A 22063-nucleotide genomic window follows, 5' to 3' on the forward strand; every position below is an offset into this window, starting at 1 on the left:
GAGCAACTTAATTGTTGCTCTTCTTTTTCTTAGATTTTTTCTTTTTGTTTTTTGAGTTATCACTTTTAGGTTTCAAAATTTTTAATTTCAAATCTACACGAGTTTTAGTTTCATCTAAGAAGTAATTAAAATCTGAATTAGTGACTAATAATCGAACTTCCTTTAAAAGTTTCTTTACTAATTTTAATTCATTTTTTAATTCTAACAATTGTATTTTTTGAGTTAAAATTCCAGCTTTGTTTATTCCTTTTATGGTTAAAGCAAATTCAATTAATTTTTCTGCCTCTTCAAAATCTTCATTTAATAATAAAGTCTGAATATAATAAGGATAAATCTCAATAGCATGGATATTAACACCTAATGCTTGTTGATAATAATTCTTAGCTTCTTCATAATTCAATAACTGTTCGGCTTGCATTCTTGCGTACAAACACAAGGCCATTGTATTTTTATCGTCATAAGACAAAGCATAATCTAAGGATTCTACTGTTTCTTCTAAGGAATATGGGTAATTGTCCATAGCCTGAAAAAGATATTTATCTATAGTCTTCATTTTTTAATTTTCTTTTCGATTGACCTCTGTCAACCTTGTTTTTGTTTACTTTTTTTTCTTTCTTAAAATCTGTTCCTTCAAAGGTTCTAATAGGGTTTCCTCTTTCAACTTGCGTATGATTCATCCATGTATTTTTAAACTTACTTTTTAATTGCTCAATATTATTTTGAGCTAATTTTTGCATCAATCGTTCAGTTGCCAATTTTTTATTTTGATGTTGCGAACGTGAATCCATAGAAACAACTGCAATTCCTGTGGGAATGTGTGTGGCTCTAATTGCCGAACTCACTTTGTTAACATGTTGCCCACCAGCACCAGAACTTCGCATGGCTTGGTATTGAATATCTTTTTCATGAAATTGAATTTCAGAAGATTGTTCGACTTCAAAAACTCCGATAAACCAATTTTTACGTTGGTTAAATTTTCTAAAAGCACTTTTTCCAACCCATTGAATAGTTCCAATCCATGAAGTCAAAAACTCATTTACCATTTTGCCTTCGACTTTTAATAGAACAGTTTCTACAGTTCCATTTTCCTGACCAGCTTGGTGTTGCAAAACTGTTGCGATTAGATTATTTTCGCTTGCTTCTTGCAACACTTTTTTTAGCACTTGAGCTACAACCCAAGAACATTCTGCTGGCCCTCTTCCTGAGGTTATTTGTATAATTTTTTCCATAACTAACGATCCATTCTTACTATTTTTGGTGTAAAAGTTCCTAAAACATCAACCAATTCGGTTTGTAAAGCCATTACCGTATTGATATTTTTGTAAGCCATTGGAGCTTCATCAATTCCACCACCAATTAACGTTACATCATGATCAACCAAAGCTTTTTTAATTTGACTTTGCGTAAATGAAGATTTGCATTTAGCTCTCGAAAATAATCGACCAGCACCGTGTGAGGCTGAATTGATACTTTCTTCATTTCCTTTTCCCATCACTATAAAACCTGGAGCTGTCATGGAACCTGGAATAATTCCCAAAACTCCTTTTTGAGCTGGAGTTGCACCTTTTCTGTGAACAATACATTCTTTACCATCAACTTGTTCTTTCCAAGCAAAATTATGATGATTTTCGATGGTAACAACAACTCTTTTTCCTAACGCTTTAGCAATTCTTCTGTGAATATCGTCGTGACAAGCTTTCGCATAATCACCAGCTAAATTCATAGACAACCAATATTCTTGTCCGTCATGCGTATTCAAATCGAGCCAAGCCAAATGTTGTACATTTTTTGGTAATGGACATTGTTTTGTGGCCAAATACGTGTAATGTTTTGCAATATTTGCTCCCAAACCTCTTGAACCACTATGCGATAAAACAGCTAAATATTCTTTAGGTTCTAACTTCCATTCTGGCAAAGGGTTTTCTAATTTTACGATTCCAAATTCAACAAAATGGTTTCCTCCACCAGATGAACCTAATTGTTTGTATGCCTTATCTTTTAATTGCTTCAATAACGGAATATCATCAAATTCTGAACGATAAAACACTTCATGATCTACTTTGTTTTGATGTGTTTCTTTCATTCCAAACTTAGTATTGTCTTTCAATATAGCTTGAAGTTGATGGTCTTTTCCTTTTAAAAAAGAAGCAGGTAAATCAAAAATTGATAAACTCATTCTACAACCTATATCTACACCAACACCATAAGGAATAACGGCGTTTTCTGTTGCTAAAACTCCTCCAATTGGCAATCCGTAACCTGAATGTGCATCAGGCATTAAAGCTCCTTTTACTGCGATTGGTAATTTTAAAGAATCATATAATTGAAACTTAGCTTGTTCGTCTATTTCGTTTTCTCCAAATATGGAAAATGGTACTCTTGTAGTTTTTAATTGTTGTAATTTAACTTCAACCGGATTTACTAATCCTTCTGCTACTTTACCCCAAGTTCCGTGCATTTTAAATTTTTCTGGATGCAACAAAACTTCTTTAGCTTCATTTAAAATGTATTCTTTTTTTTCTTTTTTTCTGTATCTGTTAATTTGCCCTAAAGCAATATTTATTGAATTGTTTTTTGGGAAGCCTAACTTAATTAGGTCTTTCCCAGATAATTTATTTCCCATGAAATTTTAATTTATTTATAAAAGTTCCTGTTCCAAAGTGAAAGATCACAATGAATTAGGTAAATCAGCTTCATTCCAAATTTGGATGAAGTAAAAGTTCAGTTAAACGGGATAGTTTTGTAGAGTCTAGAATAAAAAAAAAGCCCGAATCTAAATTGCTTCGGGCTTTTTCATATATCTAATTGAATTTATCTAAGAATGAAATAAGCCACGAAGAAAAGCTGCACCAGAATCTACTGATGAAATGCTTTTAGGATAAAATTGAAATAATGTCATTTTCTTCGTTTTTAAATGGTTATTTTTTGATGATGCAAATTTATAGCTATTTATTTTACATTTCCAAATTTATTTTCAAAAAAAAATAAAAGTTTGATTTTAAGCTAAATATTAAGTGAATGTTAAAGCCTATTTATTGTGACATAATTTCTGTATTTTTACAAAAAAATAAAACTATGCCATCTGACTGTATAAGCTATCAAGAATCAGGATATTTCTCTAAATTAATGAACGATTATTTAGACGAAAAAACCAATTTAAAAGCATTGTACAATAGGTTTCCAAAATTGGAAAATTTTTCTGAACAAATTCAAGAAAAGCAAAACAACTTTTCCATTGAAAACAGAAAAACTCTAGTTGATTCCTTAAACAATCAATACCAAAACTTTGAGACTTCTGAAACAACTTTAAACAATATAAAACTCTTAAACGAAGAAAACACATTCACAATAACGACAGGTCACCAATTGAATTTATTTACTGGACCGTTGTATTTTTTGTATAAAATTATTTCTACTATCAACCTTTGTGAACAGTTAAAAAAAGAATATCCAAATCAAAATTTCGTACCCATTTATTGGATGGCAACGGAAGATCATGATTTTGAAGAAATTAATCATTTTTGGTTTAAAGAAAATAAAGTTTCTTGGCAAAAAGAAAGTTTTGGTCCTGTTGGAAGACTTTCAACTGAAGGTTTAGCAGAAGTTTTTGAACAATTTTCACAAGATTTAGGTCTTGGAGAAAATGCAGATTATTTAAAAGATTTATTTAGAAAAGGATATTTAGAACACATCAATTTAGCAGATGCAACGCGTTATATTGCTAATGAAATTTTTAAAGAAAAAGGTTTGGTAATTTTAGATGGTGATGATAAAAATCTAAAACAATTGTTTGTCCCTTTTGCGAAAGAAGAATTGGTAAATCAAACTTCTAGTGAAGAGGTTTTGAAAACTAACGAACTTTTATCAGAATACAAAATTCAAGTAAATCCACGTGAAATTAACTTATTTTATATTGAAGATAATTTACGTGAGCGTATCGTTTTTGAAGACAATATTTATAAAGTTTTAAATACAAATTATACTTTTTCGGAAAGTGAAATTTTGGCTGAATTAGAAAATCATCCTGAAAAATTTAGTCCAAATGTAATTTTACGTCCTTTATATCAAGAAGTCATTTTACCTAATTTATGTTATATTGGTGGTGGTGGAGAATTGGCATATTGGTTAGAATTGAAATCAAATTTTGAAGTTAATAACGTGACTTTTCCAATGCTTTTATTACGTAATTCAGTTTTAATTGCGACAAACAAACAAGTTGAAAAAGCATATAAGTTAGATTTAACTTGGGCAGATTTATTTAGTAAACAAGAAGATTTGATTAGTCATAAAACAAAAGCTTTATCTAATTTTGATATTGATTTCACAACGCAAAAAGAACATTTAAAAAAGCAATTTGTAGATTTATACGAAATTGCTGCTAAAACAGATAAATCATTTATTGGAGCTGTAAAAGCACAAGAAGTAAAACAAATAAAAGGATTAGAAAACTTAGAAAAACGTTTGCTAAAAGCTGAAAAAAGAGTTTTATCTGAAAAGTTAGAACGCATAACTTCTTTACAAAACGAATTATTTCCTAAACAAAGTTTACAAGAACGAAAAGCCAATTTCTCAGAATATTATTTAGAATTTGGACCAACTTTAATTGATAAGTTGTTTTTAGAATTGAAGCCTTTAGAAAAAGAGTTTACAATTGTAGTATTATAATTGCAAGACCTATTTAATAAAAAAAAACCTCATTTATTTAAGTTAAATGAGGTTTTTTATATTTTTTATTCTTCAGTTATTTCTTCTAAGATAACTTCTGAATCAACTTCTTCAATATCCAAAGGGTCTTCCATTATATCAACTTCAATTTTAGAATCTTTCACTAAATTGAATTTTTCTAGCTTTTCTAAATCTCCTTCTTCTCCACTAAAATAGGGAAATACATCCATTATTGCTGATTCTGAAATAGCCGGAACAGTGTAATCACCCATCGTATTTTTCATCGCATTAATGGTATTATCATACGCTTCTTTAACATCATTTGCTTGTATTAGCAAATACATATTTGATTTACGTTCTTTTCCGCTTTCTTCGTCATAAGCTATTAATGAAACTTTAGACCTAAACCATCTATCCGCTTTTTCAAAAGGGTGAATTTCAGCATAATTAGCAACTTTAATATTTGTAATCTTAAATTCTTCACTTACATAAGCCGACATTTCTTCATTAATTCTTCTTTCTGCTTCTGTATATGACATAGCATCAACTAAATAAGGTTCGGTTGCGATTTTTTGTACGCCATTCTCATCAATTTTTCTGTACTTTACTTTACACTCATACCAAGTTGCACTCATATCTTTATTTTTTTTTTAAGAATGTCAAAGATAATTTTAAAGAAAAAAGAACTACTATTTTTTAACAAATAGATATTCACAATTTTGTTACTACTCAATTTTAATAGAAAAATGGGCAACTAACTAAGTAAATAACAAAAATTTCTCTTCTAGCCCTGATAGTAATGGAAATCCTCGAAGAGATTGGAATGGATAACAGGAAATACATTGCTAAAAAAGCCCAAGCCATTCGCTTCAAATTATTTTTAAAGTAAGTTTTTAGTAAAGTTGAAAAGAATCTGAAGTGAATTCAGATTAAATGCTTACTTTTGCACTCGAATTAAAAAAAAAATAAAAAAGCTATGGCAACTAATAGAACATTTACAATGATTAAGCCAGATGGTGTTGAAAACGGACACATCGGTGGAATTTTAAATATGATTACTGAAGGTGGTTTCAGAATTGTAGCAATGAAATTAACACAATTAACTATAGCTGACGCTAAAGAATTTTATGCTGTTCACGCTGAAAGACCATTTTATGGTGAATTAGTTGAGTTTATGACAAGAGGTCCAATTGTGGCTGCTATCTTAGAAAAAGAAAATGCTGTTGCAGATTTTAGAACTTTAATTGGTGCTACAAATCCTGCTGATGCTGCTGAAGGAACTATTCGTAATAAATACGCTACTTCAATGGGTGAAAATGCAGTTCATGGTTCAGATTCTGATGAAAATGCTGCTATTGAAGGTGCTTTTCATTTTTCTGGAAGAGAAATGTTCTAGATTTCGGATATTAGATTTTCAGATAGAAATATAATATAAAACTCTCGTTTCTTAATTGAAACGAGAGTTTTTTTTATGTCTGAAAATCCGATATCTAAAAATCTAAAGTCTACTTTACTATCTTAACACAAGTGATTTTACCACTTCTTTCCCTAATTCTTCATTTATCATTTTAATGATTTTATCTTTTCCGTAACTTAATTCGTTTCGTAAAACGGCAGAGGATAATTTTACATATAGTGTTTCTCTTTTCAAAAGAACCTCTTCAGTATAATTGTTTACACCGTTTCCCATTAAATTTTTCCAAGCTTGTTCCACATCTATTTTATCCATTCCAGAGTCTAATTTATTGACTTGGATGAATTTTTTTAAAATGTCCTCCATTGAACTTTCTTCATTAAAACGTTTGGCCATTTTTTGAGTTATAGGTTTTAAGTTTATCTTTTGAAATTATTATTTTTCGAACAAAACGGGTCTTTTATAATGATATTCTAAATCGTTTTTATTTTTAACTACTAGTTTTTCTTTATTTAATAAAAGAATTTCTTCTTTCCATTTAGCAAAATCAGTTTTATAATTTATAAAACATTTTCCATCATAGAATTCAATAGTAAATGATTCAGAAACATCATTTGTTAAAAATGTTCCATCAAATTGTTGCATTCCTTTTTTTCTAGTACCAGCTTTGTCTTTAACTTCAAAAAAGTCAAAGGTTTCACTTGCTTTATAATCTTTGTCTTCACCATCAGGAAGAACTACTTTTTCTATTTCCCAATAACCATTAAGGTTTTGAATATCAGTTTCATTTACAGCTTGCTTGCAAGAAACCAAAAAAGTGAATGCGATTGCAATTAATAACTTTATTTTCATATTGTAAATATTGCACTAAATTACAAATAATTCATTTTGGATTAAACTATTTTATACATTTATTGTCTAATTTAATATGGTTCTTCTCTAATTAATTCATTATGAAAAAAATACTTCTTTTTAGTTTTCTATTTATTGTATTCATTTCTTGTTCTAAAGATGATTCTCCAAGCGAAGAAAGTATTTATTTTCCTCCAAACGGTTCTAATGTTTGGGAAACAAAATCGATTGATGATTTAGGTTGGAACCAAGATAAATTACAACCTTTATTAGATTACCTTGAATTAAAAAACACAAAAAGTTTCATTATACTTTATGATGGAAAAATTGTTGTGGAACACTATTTTGGAACTCACACGGCAACTTCTCCATGGTATTGGGCAAGTGCTGGTAAAACTTTAACAACTGCTGTTTCTGGAATTGCAGAACAAGAAGGTTTACTAAATATTAATAATAAAGTTTCCGATTATTTAGGAACTGGTTGGACAAGTGCTACTTTGGCAAAAGAGAATTTAATTACTTGTAAAAATTTATTATCAATGAATTCAGGATTAGATGATACTTTGGGTGATGATGTTTCTCCAGCAAATCTTCAATATGCTGCTGATGCAGGTTCACGTTGGGCTTATCATAATGTATATGTAAAAATGCAAGATGTTGTTGCACAAGCAAGTGGACAAACTTGGGATAATTATTTCAATACAAAATTAAAAAACCCAATTGGAATGACTGGTACTTGGACACAAATTAGTGATTTAAGTGTCTATGGTAGTACAACAAGAAGTATGGCAAGATTTGGGTTAATGATTTATGCCAAAGGAAAATGGAATTCAACTCAAATAGTTAATGAAAATTATTTGAACTCAGCTACAACTACTTCTCAAAATATCAATCAAGCTTATGGTTATTTATGGTGGCTGAATGGAAAATCGAGTTTTCATTTACCACAAAGTCAAATTCAATTTAATGGCTCACTTATACCAAATGCACCGAATGATATGTATGCAGCTTTAGGAAAAGACGATCAAAAAATATATGTTGTTCCAAGTAAAAAATTAGTCATTATTAGAATGGGAAATTCAGCAGATGGAACAAATTTTGCTCTTTCTGATTTTGATAATATTTTATGGGAAAAAATTAATCTATTGATAAATTAATTATTTTTTAGAAACTGTTTTTTGTTTAAAAAATAAATGAAAAGCATAAAAAATGATTCCAAACGATAATAAGCGAAGCATAACTAATATATTATCATTATCGAATAATAAAGGAATTAAAGCCAATACAATTGCAATAACTAATAATGCCAACGGATTTTTTAAAAGTGATTTATCCATAATTTTATTTGAAAAAAGAGTCTACAAATTCTATTTTATTAAATACTTGAAGGTCATCTATACCTTCACCTACACCAATATATCTTACTGGAATTTTAAATTGGTCAGAAATTCCAATTACAACTCCACCTTTTGCTGTTCCATCTAATTTAGTAACGGCTAAACTTGTTACTTCTGTAGCTGCTGTGAATTGTTTGGCTTGCTCAAAAGCGTTTTGACCTGTTGAACCATCTAAAACTAACATTACGTCGTGTGGTGCATCTGCAACCACTTTTTGCATTACTCGTTTTACTTTGGTTAATTCATTCATTAAATTAACTTTATTGTGCAAACGACCAGCTGTATCAATAATTACGATATCAGCATTTTGTTTTACTGCAGATTCTAAAGTATCAAATGCTACAGAAGCAGGATCACTTCCCATTTGTTGTTTTACAATTGGAACTCCAACTCTATCAGCCCAAATTTGCAATTGATCTATAGCTGCTGCTCTAAAAGTATCTGCTGCTCCAAGAACAACAGTATAACCTGCTTTTTTATATTGAGAAGCTAATTTTCCAATAGTTGTTGTTTTTCCAACACCATTTACTCCAACAACCATAATTACATAAGGTTTGCTAGTTGCTGAAATTTCAAAATTAGAAGTATTTTCTTGATTTGATTCTGATAATAAACCAGCTATTTCTTCTCGAAGAATTTGGTTTAATTCATCTGTTCCTAAATATTTATCATTAGCAACACGTTTTTCAATACGTTGAATAATTTTCAATGTTGTATTTACACCAACATCAGAAGAAACTAAGATTTCTTCTAAATTATCTAAAACCTCATCATCAACTTTAGATTTTCCGGCAACAGCTTTTGATAATTTTGAAAAAAATGTAGTTTTAGATTTCTCTAAACCTTTATCTAAAGTTTGTTTTGCCTCTTCACTTAAGTTTTGGTCTTTTTTATCTGAAGAGAATATCTTTTTAAAAAAACTCATTTGGTAAGATTATTAAATTTCAAACAAATGTAAAAATAAAAAAGCTACTTTCAAACGAAAGCAGCTTTTCTATATATAATTTTATTGACTTATTTCTTTTTTAAGAACTCATCAACAAGTTCTGGAGTCATAACTGACTCAACAAAAGTATAAGCACCTGACTTTGGAGACTTAACCATTTTAATTGCTTTGGTTAATCTTTTTGAAGCTGTTTGTAATGTTGCTACGGTTTTCTTTGCCATAATTGAATATTTTATGAATTTTTACAAAAGTAAAATTTCTTATTATTTAATTTCTTTGTGAACTGTTACTCTTTTTAAAACAGCGTTGAATTTTTTAATTTCCAATCTGTCTGGAGTGTTTTTCTTGTTTTTAGTAGTGATATAACGAGAAGTCCCAGCTACACCTGAAGCTTTATGTTCCGTACACTCTAAAATAACTTGTATTCTATTACCTTTCTTTGCCATCTTTTTATATTTTTTTTAGAGGTTTTCGGATTAAAATTTCAGTCCGTTAGCTTTTGCTTTTTTCATAGCAGCTGAAATACCAATTTTATTTATTGTTTTTAAAGCAGCAGCAGATACTTTTAAAGTAACCCACTTATCTTCTTCTGCAACATAAAAACGTTTTTTAAATAAGTTCACAGAGAATTTTCTCTTTGTCTTATTCATAGCGTGAGAAACATTGTTTCCGGTCATCGCTCTTTTTCCTGTAAGTTCACAAACTCTTGACATTATTGAAATCTTTTATCGTTATTCTAAATAAGGGTGCAAAGAAACAAAATTTATATTAATATACAAGCAAAGTTTATTCTTTTTTTTAAATTTCTTTATATACCATTTCAAAGGCTTTATTTACAGCCCTATCGATTACTTTTTCTCTTGGTTGTCCAAACTCATATCGTTCCACAAAAACACTATTAGGTGTAGCAATTGCTATAAACACAACTCCTAAGTCAGCATCAGAATCTCCTTTAGATGGTCCAGCATTTCCTGTAGTAGCAATTGCATAATCGGATTGCATAATTTGCTTCACATTTTTCACCATTTCTAATGCAACTTCTTCACTTACAACCGAGTGCTTTTCAATAGTATCTTTTGAAACTCTTAGAACATCTATTTTTGATTGTGTTGCATATGTTACTAAACTACCTTTGTAATAAGCAGAAGCACCACCAATCTTAGCCAACATTTGGCCTATTTTTCCACCTGTACAACTTTCGGCCGTTGCAATTGTAAGTCCTTTTTCTTTTAATTTTCTTCCTAAAACGACTTCTATTGAATCATCTTCTTCAAAACCTACAATTATATCACCAATTAAAGGAATTAAAGTTTCAACTTGATTTTTGATAGCTTCTTTTAGAATTAATTCATCTTTTCCTCGAGCTGTTAATCGCAAACGAACTCTTCCTGGACTAGGCAAATAAGCTAATTTAACATATGGAGGTAAGTTATTTTCCCAACCTTCAATTTGTTCAGCCACCATACTCTCACCTCTTCCGTATGTCATAATGGTTTGATGTACAATAAAAGGTCTTTCAAACTTTTGCATCAAATTTGGAATTACTTCATTATCAATCAAGTATTTCATTTCATAAGGAACTCCCGGTAAAGAAACAAAAATGGTGTTTTCATATTCCATCCACATTCCTGGAGCAGTTCCCATCTTATTGAATAAAATCTTAGCTTTTGAAGGAACAAGTGCTTGATCTTTATTTAATTGTGTAATTGGTCTTTTATAAAAACCTTCAATAATGTCAGTTACGTGTTTTAAAACATTAGCATCTTCAACAAGTTCGTCATTAAAGTAATCACAAAAAGTTTTTTTGGTAATGTCATCTTTTGTTGGACCTAATCCACCTGTGATAATTACAACATTTACATTATTTTGAAGTTTTTGAAATGTTGAAATTATATGTGCTTTATCATCTGATATTGAAAGCATTTCATGTGTTGCAATTCCGATTTTATCTAAAGCTTTTGCTATATATGACGAATTAGAATCTACAATTTGACCTATTAGGATTTCATCACCAATAGTAACAATTGTTGCTTGCATACCTATTTTATATTATGATTTTTTCTAATTTCTTTTGAAGCTAAGTCAACTTGCTCTTTAAGTAATTTAAAAACTTCTTTTACTTCTTTTTTCTTACCTTCTTTTTTAGTCCAAGCCATTATTTGATTGACTTCTTCGTAAGCTAAATCTACTCCTAACAAATCAAGTGTAGGTTTTATTTTATGAGCTGCAGCGTAGGTTTTTTGAAAATCTTTTGCTTTAATACCTTCCTTCATTTGCTTTAATTCAAATGGTACTTCTTCCAAAAAAAGAGTTAGTATTTGATGAACAAATTCAACATCATTTGAAGATATATCATATACCTTAGCTAAATTGTAATGTATTGCCATTATTTAACTTGAATTTTAAATAGTTGTTTTCCTTCGATAAAACCTATTAGTTCATCTCCGTTTTTTACTTGAGCTACTCCTTTTGGTGTTCCAGTGAAAATAATATCACCTTTTTTTAAGGTAAAATATTGCGAAACATAAGAAATTAATTCATCAATTTTCCAAAGCATTAAGCTTGTATTTCCTTGCTGCACAACATTTCCGTTTGAATGTAGTTCAAAGTTAATATTTTCTAATGATTTAAACTCTTCTTTAGGTAAAAATTCTCCAATCATAGCTGAGCCATCAAATGCTTTTGCTTTTTCCCAAGGTAATCCTTTAGCTTTTAACTCAGCCTGAACATCTCTTGCTGTAAAATCGATTCCTAATCCAATTTCTTCATAATAAGTATGTGCAAATTTTGGACTAATATATTTTCCAACCTTACAAATCTTAACTAAAATTTCTACTTCATGATGCACATCTTTACTAAAAGCAGGAATCACAAATGGAAATTTTTTAAGAATTGGAGCTGTGTCGGGTTTCAAAAAGATAACAGGTTCAGTTGGCTTTTCGTTATTGAGTTCAGAAATATGGTCAGCGTAATTTCGACCAATACAGATTATTTTCATTTTTAGGTAATAGGTTATGGGTTATGGGTTATAGGCTATTACCAATTACCTTTTACCCATTACCACTATTTAGTATTTAACTTTCTTAGTTTAATGGCTGTCAGTACTTTTTTGGTATACAGAGGAAAATCTGCGTTTTGCAACCAACTGAAATAACCTGGTTCTTTTTCTAAAACATCATCAACTAAAACTCCTTTATGCTTTCCGAAAGAGAAAACTTCTTGATCATCTTTATTTAAAGCGATGAATCCAGCAAAGTCTACTGAACGTTTTCTTGTCGTAAACTCAGACAAAGTCTTCATATCGTTTTCTAAATCTGGATATCTGTCTAATTGTGCTTTAAGAATTTCATAAGTTGCCATAGTATCAGCTTCCGCAGAATGGGCATTTTCTAAACTTTCACCACAGTAAAACTTATAACCAGCACTTAATGTTCTTTCTTCTTTTTTATGGAAAATGGTCTGAATATCAACCGAAACTCTATTTTTCATATCAAAATCAACTCCAGCACGAAGCATTTCTTCAGCTAACAACGGAATATCAAATCTATCTGAGTTAAACCCAGCTAAATCTGAATCTTTAATCATATTATAAACTTGAGCAGCTAATTCAGAAAAAGGTGGCTCATTGGCTACTTTCTCATCTGTAATTCCATGCACAGCTGTTGTTTGAGCTGGAATTGGAATAGTTGGATTTACCAACCACGTTTTACTTTCTTTATTTCCGTTAGGAAAAACTTTAAATACTGATATTTCTACAATTCTGTCTTTTGCAACGTCGATCCCTGTTGTTTCAAGGTCGAAAAAGCAAATTGGTCTTGTTAATTTTAATTCCATTATATAATTTTATAGGACAAATATAATTTTTTGAAAACGGTTTCACTAAAATTTAAATGATAATTTTAGGTTAATATCAAGGAACAATTCTTTTTCCGAAATTTATTAGAATATGTGGCTTTACAAAACCAGTAGTTTTGGTTCGCATATTCCCTTCATAATCAGCGATTATTAAAGTTGGATAACTTCTCACATTATATTTATTTATAATTGCTACACCTTCTTCGGTATCACCATCAATAGCAATACAAATGAAGTTTTTATTGAAATATTCTCCAACTGCTTCATCTTTAAAAGTGGTTTTTTTCAATTTCTTACAAGGACCACACCAACTGGCATACACATCTAAAAAAACAGGTTTGTTTTCTTTTCTTGCTTTATCCAATGCTTCCATATAGTTTCCTTTAAAAAAATCAATTCCTTTTTTATAAGGTCTTGTTTCTGTTGAAGTAAATGAAAAAAAAAGTAACGTTATGAATAGAATTAAGATTTTCTTCATGCTATATTTTTTTTGAGAACGTAATTTACAAAAAAAAACCGTTAAGATTTTCGTCAAAACGGTTTCATTTTTTAAAGCAATTAAAATGTTAGAATCTTCTTACTTGCCAAGTTTGATAAGAAACTGTTTTATCGGCAGTATATTGAACTCCGGTATTTCTATTTAAAACAAAACATAATGAGTTTGAAGATTGAGATGAACTTAATAAGTCATCATTATTAAAAGTTACTAAGTTCGGAAATTTTAATTTATATAATTCTTTAAGCTCATCAATAGAGGGCAGAAACCAGTTAGTTTGACCATTTAAACTAGTATTTATACACATTGTTGCTCCGACACTATTATAATTACAAAAGTTTTTTATTATTGTTGAATTTTCTAGTCCAGTTCCAATTGTATTTTGAATTCCGTTCAAAAAAGTATTTGCAGTACAGCTTGTACTTACCCATCTAAATATATTAAAAGAAGTAGTTGTTAATTTTGAAGGAGCGGCTTCTAAATACCTCCAACCATTTGTAATCTCTCCTTTATCATAAAAAACATATCCACCAGAACCTCCAATATATCCACAAGTTTTGAATGATACTTGATTTCCGTAGTAGTATTGTCCATTATATTGCACATAACTTCTTAAATAGTAGGTAGTGTTTGGGCTAACATAGTAAAAAGGAGATAATGTACCGCCATCTATGTTAAGTGTAAAACTGCCTGAACCACTTGTTGCATCTTCATATTTTTGGTTTGTAACAGTTGGATTCTGACTAGTACTATAGCAAACTCCTCTTTCGGAATTAGTTGCTATACTATTACCTACTAAAACATCAACACTAAATCCGGTGACAGAAATATTTTTAACAATTGAAGTAGTTAAATCCAAGTTTTGAGTGTATGTAATTTCATTACCATATTTTACCTCACCAGTTGAAAAATTTTGTACAAAAGCTTTCAAATAGTATGTTTGACCTATAGTAATACCATAAATTGTACTTTCAAATGTATTTCCATTTAAACCACTACTATTTACAGTATATGAATTTCCGTTTATTGTAGGGTTAGGATTTTCACTATAACAAACACCTACATTATAGTTAGAATTACTATTAACTAAAGTTGCAGACAAAGTTCCACCAGTTAATAAAACATTGTTGGTTGAATTAAAAGTTGCTGTTTTTGTGGTAATTACTAAATTTACAAAAGGATCAACCGGTGTATCTGGAGTTGGATCATCATTACTACTACAAGATTGTAAAACAATTATTGAAAATAAAATTAAAAGTTTTTTTATATTTTTCATTATAATAATATTAGTGTTAAGATAAAATTTTGCCAAATATAAATATTTATTTCATAAAAAAACCTGAAAAAATATTTCAGGTTTCTTATTAGTTTTTGATTTGAATTATATTTCTCTATTAATATCCCAAGCTTCAAGATATTCGGCTACTCGTTTTACAAAACTTCCACCTAATGCTCCATCTACTACTCTATGGTCATAACTGTGTGATAAAAACATTTTTTGACGAATTCCAATAAAATCACCCTCTGGAGTTTCAATAACTGCAGGTACTTTTCTAATTGCACCTAAAGCTAAGATTCCAACTTGTGGTTGATTAATAATTGGAGTTCCAAACACTGAACCAAATGTTCCAACGTTTGTTACAGTATATGTTCCTCCTTGAGTATCGTCTGGTTTTAATTTTCCTGCTTTTGCACGACCACCTAAATCGTTAACCGCTTTTGCCATTCCAACTAAGTTTAATTGATCAGCGTTTTTAATTACTGGAACAATTAAATTTCCGTTTGGTAAAGCAGCAGCCATTCCAAGGTTTATATTTTTACGTTTGATAATGTAATCTCCTTCAACTGAAATATTCATTCCTGGAAAATCTTTAATTGCTTTAGCAACAGCTTCCATCATAATAGGTGTAAAAGTTAGTTTTTCACCTTCTCTTTTTTCAAAAGCACCTTTTATTTTATCTCTCCATTTAACTAAATTCGTAACATCAACTTCAATAAAGGATTGTACGTGAGCAGAAGTTTGCACTGATGCTACCATATAACCAGAAATTAACTTACGCATTCTGTCCATTTCAATGATCTCATCTCCTGCATTAACTGAAGTTGGAGCATTTTTAGTTGTTTCAACTTTTGCAACAGGTTGTTGAGCTTGTGAAACAGGTTGAACATTAGCAACTACAGGTTGTTGAACGCTTGCTGTTGGTTGAACTTTTCCTCTATTTGCAACAAAGTCAAGAATATCATTTTTAGTGATTCGCCCTTCTTTACCTGTTCCGTTAATATTATTTAATTCTGCGACTGAAATTCCTTCTGCTGCAGCTATATTTTTTACTAATGGTGAAAAGAATTTATCTGATTCAGAAAAATCTGGTACAAAATTTAAATCTGTTTTAACAGTCGAAATTTGTTCTTCTATTTGTTGTGCAGCAACTGGTTCGTTTGATTGAATTGGTGCTAAAATTGGTTCAGCAACACTTCCTCCTTCAGTTTCAATGATAGCAATAGTTTGTCCAACTTGAACTACATCATCAACATTGAAAAGGATTTCTACCAAAACACCAGAAACCTCACTTGGCACTTCACTATCTACTTTATCGGTAGCGATTTCAAGTACAGCTTCATCCACTTCAATAGATTCGCCAACATTTTTTAACCAATTTGTAATGGTAGCTTCTGCAACACTTTCTCCCATTTTAGGAAGTTTTAATTCAAATTTTGCCATATTGTTACTATATCGTTTGATTCTTTTGATTCGATTGCAAAATTAATAAAAGTTTTGACTATTTAACTCGAATTCAAAAAATATATTACTCTTTTTTATTGATTCACTAATTTATTATTTCTTGCATAACTTCACCTCTATCATTTGAATTATTACTTCCAATACAATAATTAGATGATTTGATATAGTTTTTATATGTAATATTATTGAACTTACTCATTTCCATAAAAGCTATAATTTCTTTAAAACTAAACGAATTCGCATCAAAAATTAATTCAAAATTCTTAGTTAAATCATTTTTAAATTCATTAAAGTCAGTCAAATAAGTGGTTTTTTTATTCAAATTTAAGGACAAATTATTTTTTGAAAAAACTATGTATTCATCAATTTCAACCTTTTCGTTTTTTTGTTGATTTTTCTTAATCACACTAAATGCAAAAGCACCAAATTGCATCATTAAATCAAAAATTACCGATTTCTTAAAATGCTTTTTATAGAAAAATTGCATTGCATCTCGAAAGCGTTTCATGTATAAACCATCTCGAACCGTACTTTCTCCTTTATAATGTATCACGGAAGTTTCATTGAAATAATAGTTTTCTTTTCCGGATTTCAAAACCATATAACTCAAATCAATATCATCTGAATACATGAAACAGTTTTCATCAAAACCACCAATTTTAGTATATAAATCACGTTTCATCATCATAAATGCTCCAACCAAAATATCGACTTTTCCTGATTGATTTTCAGTTATGTGTTGGGCGTAATATTTATTAAAAAAAGTTGACTTTGGAAAGATTTTATACAATCCAAAAATTTTAGTAAAAGCAACCCAAGGAGTTGGAACACCTCTTTTTGCTTCTGGAAGAAAATTTCCTGTTCCGTCAATTAACTTACATCCTATTATTCCAAAATTCAGATTACAGAATTCAGAATTCAGAATTTTAATAAACGTATCTTCTGCAACAACAGTATCAGGATTTAATATACATAAATAGTCACCTTTTGCTTCTGCAACTCCAATATTATTTCCTTTGGGAAAACCAGAATTCTCATTGTTTTCTATTAGTTTAATATTTGGAAATTTTTCTTTCATCATTGCACAACTGTCATCCGAAGAATTATTATCTATGACAATAATTTCTCCATCAATTCTTTCTAATGCTTTTTGAACACTAAAAACACATTGCTCTAAAAAAAAGCGAACGTTATAATTAAGAATAATTACCGATAATTGCATAGTGCGAATATAATTAAACTTTAAAACTATTTATAGAAACAATTTATTTAATTGAGAAAATCTTAATATCTTCGAGTTTTATTATATTCTATATAACTTATAATTAAACCAATAACTTTTTAAAATGAAAAACCTAATCAAATTATTAATGATTTTATTGTCATTTCAAATGTTTTCGCAAGAAGATATTAAATCAAATTATGACAAAAAAGAAGTATATATAACGATGCGTGATGGTGTAAAATTATTCACCGCTATTTATACTCCAAAAGATATTTCTAAGGATAAAAAATATCCAATGCTAATGCAAAGAACTTGTTATAGTATTGCTCCTTATGGAGAAGAAAACTTTAAGAGATCACTTGGCCCTAGTTCGTTTTTAGAAGATGATAAATACATTTTTATCTATCAAGATGTTCGTGGAAGATATATGAGTGAAGGTCTTTTTACCAATATGACTCCTCAAGTAGAGCACAAAACCAAGAAAGATGTTGATGAAAGTACAGATACTTATGATACTGTTGATTGGTTAGTAAAAAACATCAAAAACAATAATGGAAAAGTTGGGCAATACGGAACATCTTACCCTGGATTTTATACAGCTGTTGGAACAATTGCAAATCATCCTGCAATAGTTGCTTCATCACCACAAGCTCCAATTTCTGATTTCTTTTTTGATGATTTTCATCATAATGGTGCTTTTGTAATGGGATATTTTAGAACTTTTCCTGTTTTTGGCGTTCAAAAAACTAAAGCAGAGAAAGATGGCTGGTATATGGATCAATTTATTAGACCTACATCAAAAGACGGTTCTATATTTTTTAATGAACTTGGAACTGTAAAAGAAGCAACAGACAAATATTATAAAGATAATTTTTTCATGCAAGAAATTATAGAACATCCAAGTTATGATGCATTTTGGCAGTCTAGAAATTTATTACCTCATTTAAAAAATATAAATCATGCTGTAATGACTGTAGGAGGTTGGTTTGATGCTGAAGATTTAGCCGGACCATTAAATATTTATAAAACGATAGAAAAAACAAGTCCAAAAGCAAAAAACACAATTGTAATGGGACCTTTTTCTCATGGTGCTTGGGGAAGAGAAACGGGTAAGCATTTTCATAATGATATCTATTTTGGTGATAGTATTGCCACTTTTTATCAAAAAAATATTGAGTTTAAGTTCTTCACTCATTATTTAAAGAGTAATTCAAAAAATGCAGTTGCACTTCCTGAAGCTTATATGTTTGATACAGGAAAAAAAGTATGGAATGAATTTACCAATTGGCCTCCAAAAGAAAGTACTAAATTGAATTTCTATTTAAATTCAGATGGAAAATTAGAAAAAGAGAAATCACAGAATAATTCTTTTTCAGAATATTATAGTGATCCAAACAATCCTGTTCCAAGTAGTATTAATTATGGAGAATATAACGGGTTTACACCTAGAAATTACATGAGTGAAGACCAACGTTTTGCTTTAAACAGACCAGATGTTGTTACATTCACAACGGAATATTTAACGGAAGACATTACATTGGCTGGAGAAATTATGGCAAAATTAAAAATTGCTTCTTCTTCGTCTGATGCTGATTTTATTGTGAAATTAATTGATATTTATCCTGCTGATGAACCTCAAAATGCAGATAAACCAGAAGTTCTTTATGCTAATTATCATCAAATGGTTCGTAGTGAAGTTATGCCAGCACGTTTCAGAACTAGTTTTGAAAAGCCAGAAGCATTAACTCCAAACCAAACTACTGAAATAAATTTTAGATTACAAGATGTTTTACATACGTTTAAAAAAGGGCACAAAATCCAGATTCAAGTTCAAAGTACTTGGTACCCTATGATTGCTGTAAATCCACAGAAATTTTTAGAAAATCAATATTTAGCTAAAAAAGAAGATTACACGAAATCATTTATCAAAATTTTTAACGATAGTTATATAGAAGTTGAAGTTTTAAAATAAAATTTGAAAGCTGTCTGAAAAGGCAGCTTTTTTTATTTAAGTAATTTTAATAAATCGTTTGGGTTTTTTGAATTATTCCAAAACAGAACTAAATAAATTATATAATTTTCAGAATCAACAATGTAATATAAAGTTGTTTGCTTAGAAATCACAAAAGAATAAGATTTTAATAATTCATGATAAGTTCCAATATTTGGATTTAATGATAATCGCTCTAAGTTTTCAAACACTAAATCTTGGAATTTCTGAACTTCATTATTATTCCACTTTCTAAAAATAAAATCAATTTCTTCAAAATAAGAAACATCAGAACTTGGTGCCCAAATTAAACTGTAAATCACTTCAAAAAAGGATATTTTATTTTTATTTTACTTTTCATTTCTTCATGAGAAATACCATGTCCCTTTTCGATATCTTTAATTGATTTTTCAATCAACTGAACTAAAACTGGATTCAAATCTTCTAAAGCAGACTCACTTTTATGAGATACTTCATAAATTTCAATAGGCTCTTCTACTTTTTTATTTTCCTTTTTGCTCATTAGAACTAAATTAATAATCAAATATACAAAAAATCTTCACTTCCAATTATTTAAACCTAAAACAAAACCCTACTTTTGCAAAAAATAAATTGCAGTGAATTACTTATCAGTAGAAAATATATCAAAAGCTTATGGCGAACGTGTTTTGTTTGAAAACATTTCGTTTGGAATCAACAAAGACCAAAAAATAGCTTTTATTGCCAAAAATGGTTCTGGAAAAACAACCATAATGAACATGTTGAATGGTTTTGACGAACCAGATACTGGTCAGGTTATTATTCGAAAGGAAATTAAAATGGCTTTTTTATCGCAAACTAATAATTTACAAGACGAATTAACAGTTGAAGAAAGTATTTTTGCTTCAGATAATGAAGTTTTAAAAGCAATTCAACGCTATGAAAAAGCATTAGAAAACCCAGAAGATGAAGAAGTATATCAACTTGCTTTTGACGACATGGATCGATTTGATGCTTGGGATTTTGAAACACAATACAAACAAATTCTTTCTAAACTAAAATTAGACGATTTAAAAGTAAAGGTAAAAGGCCTTTCTGGAGGACAAAAGAAACGTTTAGCTTTAGCTATTATCTTAATTAGTCGTCCTGATTTATTAATTTTAGATGAGCCAACCAATCACTTGGATTTAGAAATGATTGAATGGTTAGAAAGTTATTTTGCAAAAGAAAACATCACCTTATTTATGGTTACTCACGACCGTTTCTTTTTAGAACGTGTTTGTAATGAAATCATCGAATTAGATAACGGAAAATTATACCAATACAAAGGAAACTATTCGTATTATTTAGAAAAAAAAGAAGAACGAATTGCTTCAGAAAACGCAAGTGTTGACAAAGCGCAAAACTTATTTGTAAAAGAATTAGCTTGGATGCGAAGACAACCAAAAGCTAGAACTACAAAATCAAAATCGCGTCAAGATGATTTTTATGTAATTAAAGAAAAAGCGGAAAGTCGTAGAAAAGAAAATGTAGTTGAGCTTGAAATCAACATGGAACGAATGGGAAGTAAAATCATTGAATTGGTTAAGCTGAACAAAAGTTTCAAAGACAGAGTCATTTTAGATGATTTTACCTATGCTTTTCAAAGAGGAGAACGTATCGGAATTATCGGAAAAAACGGAACAGGGAAATCGACTTTCTTAAACATAATGACTCAAACAATGCCACCAGATTCTGGAAAGGTTATTGTTGGAGAAACTATAAAAATTGGATATTACACGCAAAGTGGAATCAATCCAAAACCAGGTCAAAAAGTAATTGACATTATTAAAGAATATGGTGAATATATTCCTTTAACGAAAGGAAAAATCATTTCGGCTTCACAGTTACTTGAACGTTTCTTATTTGATGCCAAAAAACAATATGACTTTGTTGAAAAATTAAGTGGTGGAGAATTAAAACGTTTGTATTTATGTACCGTTTTAATTCAGAATCCAAATTTCTTAATTCTGGATGAGCCTACAAATGATTTAGATATCGTAACGCTAAACGTATTAGAAAGTTTCTTATTAGATTTCCCAGGAAATTTATTAGTTGTTTCTCACGATAGATATTTCATGGATAAAATTGTAGATCACTTGTTTGTTTTCCGCGGTGAAGGTGAAGTAGAAGATTTCCCAGGAAATTATTCTGACTTTAGAGCTTATGAAGATTCAGCAGATGTACAACAAAAAGAAGACAACAAAGCTGATAAAAAAGACTGGAAACAACAAAATAATACATCTAGTTTAACGTTCAACGAGCAAAAAGAATATCAAAAAATCGAAAGAGAAATCAAAGATTTAGAATTCGAAAAAGGTAAAATAGAACAATTATTTACAGATGGAAAAGTAGCAGATGATGCCATTGAAAAAAAGGCAAACGAGTTACAAAATATCATCAATAAAATGGAAGCAAAAGAAGAACGTTGGTTTGAACTTTCTGCAAAAATGGAAAACTAA

At 29.7% G+C, this 22063-nt stretch carries 26 protein-coding genes; 5 read left to right on the forward strand and 21 right to left on the reverse strand.

What is annotated here, in order from left to right:
* Positions 1 to 7 precede the first annotated feature (7 nt).
* From AAC008_RS09855 to AAC008_RS09865, 3 genes are read right to left on the reverse strand one after another with little or no spacing between them, the layout of a single operon-like run.
* Positions 8 to 553 (reverse strand): hypothetical protein, encoded by a 546-nt coding sequence (locus AAC008_RS09855; RefSeq protein ID WP_339889117.1) that lies wholly within the window; start codon positions 551 to 553, stop codon positions 8 to 10.
* Entirely contained in the window at positions 537 to 1229 is a 693-nt protein-coding gene (gene prfH / locus AAC008_RS09860) for a peptide chain release factor H (protein ID WP_339889118.1), read from the reverse strand. Before prfH ends, AAC008_RS09855 begins: the two co-directional genes overlap by 17 nt.
* A 2-nt stretch (positions 1230 to 1231) precedes the next feature.
* Positions 1232 to 2623, reverse strand: a complete 1392-nt coding sequence (locus tag AAC008_RS09865) for an RtcB family protein (protein WP_339889120.1) — start codon at positions 2621 to 2623, stop codon at positions 1232 to 1234.
* Between the two features lie 452 nt (positions 2624 to 3075).
* Here AAC008_RS09865 and bshC point away from each other — a divergent pair, with 452 nt between their 5' ends.
* A complete protein-coding gene (bshC, locus tag AAC008_RS09870) occupies positions 3076 to 4665 on the forward strand; it encodes a bacillithiol biosynthesis cysteine-adding enzyme BshC (RefSeq protein ID WP_339889121.1) in 1590 nt (529 codons plus the stop codon).
* Between the two features lie 65 nt (positions 4666 to 4730).
* On the opposite strand, the gene AAC008_RS09875 is transcribed toward bshC, so the two are convergent.
* A complete protein-coding gene (locus tag AAC008_RS09875; RefSeq protein ID WP_339889123.1) occupies positions 4731 to 5300 on the reverse strand; it encodes a DUF4494 domain-containing protein in 570 nt (189 codons plus the stop codon).
* A 341-nt stretch (positions 5301 to 5641) separates the two neighbouring features.
* Between AAC008_RS09875 and AAC008_RS09880 the strand changes: the two genes are divergently transcribed.
* A complete protein-coding gene (locus AAC008_RS09880) occupies positions 5642 to 6061 on the forward strand; it encodes a nucleoside-diphosphate kinase (protein WP_339834404.1) in 420 nt (139 codons plus the stop codon).
* Between the two features lie 117 nt (positions 6062 to 6178).
* On the opposite strand, the gene AAC008_RS09885 is transcribed toward AAC008_RS09880, so the two are convergent.
* Both AAC008_RS09885 and AAC008_RS09890 read right to left on the reverse strand, forming a co-directional pair.
* Positions 6179 to 6475 (reverse strand): DUF721 domain-containing protein, encoded by a 297-nt coding sequence (locus AAC008_RS09885; RefSeq protein WP_339889125.1) that lies wholly within the window; start codon positions 6473 to 6475, stop codon positions 6179 to 6181.
* Positions 6476 to 6514: 39 nt separating this feature from the next.
* A complete protein-coding gene (locus AAC008_RS09890) occupies positions 6515 to 6931 on the reverse strand; it encodes a lipocalin family protein (RefSeq protein WP_339889127.1) in 417 nt (138 codons plus the stop codon).
* Positions 6932 to 7032: 101 nt separating this feature from the next.
* Here AAC008_RS09890 and AAC008_RS09895 point away from each other — a divergent pair, with 101 nt between their 5' ends.
* A complete protein-coding gene (locus AAC008_RS09895) occupies positions 7033 to 8088 on the forward strand; it encodes a serine hydrolase (protein ID WP_339889128.1) in 1056 nt (351 codons plus the stop codon).
* Here AAC008_RS09895 and AAC008_RS09900 read toward each other — a convergent pair whose 3' ends face one another.
* The 13 genes from AAC008_RS09900 to AAC008_RS09960 form a co-directional block, all read right to left on the reverse strand.
* Complete coding sequence (locus AAC008_RS09900; protein WP_339889130.1) at positions 8089 to 8268, reverse strand: hypothetical protein; 180 nt, start codon at positions 8266 to 8268, stop codon at positions 8089 to 8091. It lies immediately after the preceding gene.
* Positions 8269 to 8272: 4 nt separating this feature from the next.
* A complete protein-coding gene (gene ftsY, locus AAC008_RS09905; protein ID WP_339889132.1) occupies positions 8273 to 9253 on the reverse strand; it encodes a signal recognition particle-docking protein FtsY in 981 nt (326 codons plus the stop codon).
* Positions 9254 to 9342: 89 nt separating this feature from the next.
* Positions 9343 to 9495, reverse strand: coding sequence for a DUF4295 domain-containing protein (locus tag AAC008_RS09910; protein ID WP_339889133.1), 153 nt, complete (start codon positions 9493 to 9495; stop codon positions 9343 to 9345).
* A gap of 42 nt (positions 9496 to 9537) precedes the next feature.
* Entirely contained in the window at positions 9538 to 9720 is a 183-nt protein-coding gene (rpmG, locus tag AAC008_RS09915; RefSeq protein WP_338410612.1) for a 50S ribosomal protein L33, read from the reverse strand.
* A gap of 30 nt (positions 9721 to 9750) precedes the next feature.
* Complete coding sequence (gene rpmB / locus AAC008_RS09920; RefSeq protein WP_339889135.1) at positions 9751 to 9987, reverse strand: 50S ribosomal protein L28; 237 nt, start codon at positions 9985 to 9987, stop codon at positions 9751 to 9753.
* A gap of 85 nt (positions 9988 to 10072) precedes the next feature.
* Positions 10073 to 11311 carry a CinA family nicotinamide mononucleotide deamidase-related protein gene (locus AAC008_RS09925; RefSeq protein WP_339889136.1) on the reverse strand — a complete coding sequence of 413 codons (1239 nt, stop codon included), beginning with the start codon at positions 11309 to 11311 and terminating at the stop codon, positions 10073 to 10075.
* Between the two features lie 2 nt (positions 11312 to 11313).
* Positions 11314 to 11661, reverse strand: coding sequence for an Hpt domain-containing protein (locus AAC008_RS09930; RefSeq protein WP_339889138.1), 348 nt, complete (start codon positions 11659 to 11661; stop codon positions 11314 to 11316).
* Positions 11661 to 12272, reverse strand: a complete 612-nt coding sequence (locus AAC008_RS09935; protein ID WP_339889139.1) for a fumarylacetoacetate hydrolase family protein — start codon at positions 12270 to 12272, stop codon at positions 11661 to 11663. The genes AAC008_RS09930 and AAC008_RS09935 overlap by 1 nt, the downstream gene beginning before the upstream one ends.
* A 65-nt stretch (positions 12273 to 12337) precedes the next feature.
* Positions 12338 to 13108: a 3'-5' exonuclease gene (locus AAC008_RS09940; protein ID WP_339889140.1), complete on the reverse strand. Its 771-nt coding sequence runs from the start codon at positions 13106 to 13108 to the stop codon at positions 12338 to 12340.
* Between the two features lie 76 nt (positions 13109 to 13184).
* Positions 13185 to 13607 carry a thioredoxin family protein gene (locus AAC008_RS09945; protein WP_339889141.1) on the reverse strand — a complete coding sequence of 141 codons (423 nt, stop codon included), beginning with the start codon at positions 13605 to 13607 and terminating at the stop codon, positions 13185 to 13187.
* 88 nt (positions 13608 to 13695) lie between these two features.
* Positions 13696 to 14901 carry a hypothetical protein gene (locus AAC008_RS09950; protein ID WP_339889142.1) on the reverse strand — a complete coding sequence of 402 codons (1206 nt, stop codon included), beginning with the start codon at positions 14899 to 14901 and terminating at the stop codon, positions 13696 to 13698.
* 105 nt (positions 14902 to 15006) lie between these two features.
* Complete coding sequence (locus AAC008_RS09955; protein ID WP_339889143.1) at positions 15007 to 16347, reverse strand: dihydrolipoamide acetyltransferase family protein; 1341 nt, start codon at positions 16345 to 16347, stop codon at positions 15007 to 15009.
* 106 nt (positions 16348 to 16453) lie between these two features.
* On the reverse strand, positions 16454 to 17590 hold the full coding sequence (locus AAC008_RS09960; RefSeq protein WP_339889144.1) for a glycosyltransferase family 2 protein: 1137 nt from the start codon (positions 17588 to 17590) through the stop codon (positions 16454 to 16456).
* Positions 17591 to 17714: 124 nt separating this feature from the next.
* On the opposite strand from AAC008_RS09960, the gene AAC008_RS09965 reads away from it, so the two are divergent.
* Positions 17715 to 19565 (forward strand): CocE/NonD family hydrolase, encoded by a 1851-nt coding sequence (locus AAC008_RS09965; protein WP_339889145.1) that lies wholly within the window; start codon positions 17715 to 17717, stop codon positions 19563 to 19565.
* Positions 19566 to 19597: 32 nt separating this feature from the next.
* Here AAC008_RS09965 and AAC008_RS09970 read toward each other — a convergent pair whose 3' ends face one another.
* Positions 19598 to 19906 carry a hypothetical protein gene (locus AAC008_RS09970; protein ID WP_339889146.1) on the reverse strand — a complete coding sequence of 103 codons (309 nt, stop codon included), beginning with the start codon at positions 19904 to 19906 and terminating at the stop codon, positions 19598 to 19600.
* On the reverse strand, positions 19903 to 20106 hold the full coding sequence (locus tag AAC008_RS09975) for a hypothetical protein (RefSeq protein WP_339889147.1): 204 nt from the start codon (positions 20104 to 20106) through the stop codon (positions 19903 to 19905). The genes AAC008_RS09970 and AAC008_RS09975 overlap by 4 nt, the downstream gene beginning before the upstream one ends.
* Positions 20107 to 20200: 94 nt before the next feature.
* Between AAC008_RS09975 and AAC008_RS09980 the strand changes: the two genes are divergently transcribed.
* Positions 20201 to 22063, forward strand: a complete 1863-nt coding sequence (locus AAC008_RS09980; RefSeq protein WP_339889148.1) for an ABC-F family ATP-binding cassette domain-containing protein — start codon at positions 20201 to 20203, stop codon at positions 22061 to 22063.

Source organism: uncultured Flavobacterium sp., assembly GCF_963975515.1.
In the GTDB taxonomy this organism is placed as follows: Bacteria; Bacteroidota; Bacteroidia; order Flavobacteriales; family Flavobacteriaceae; genus Flavobacterium.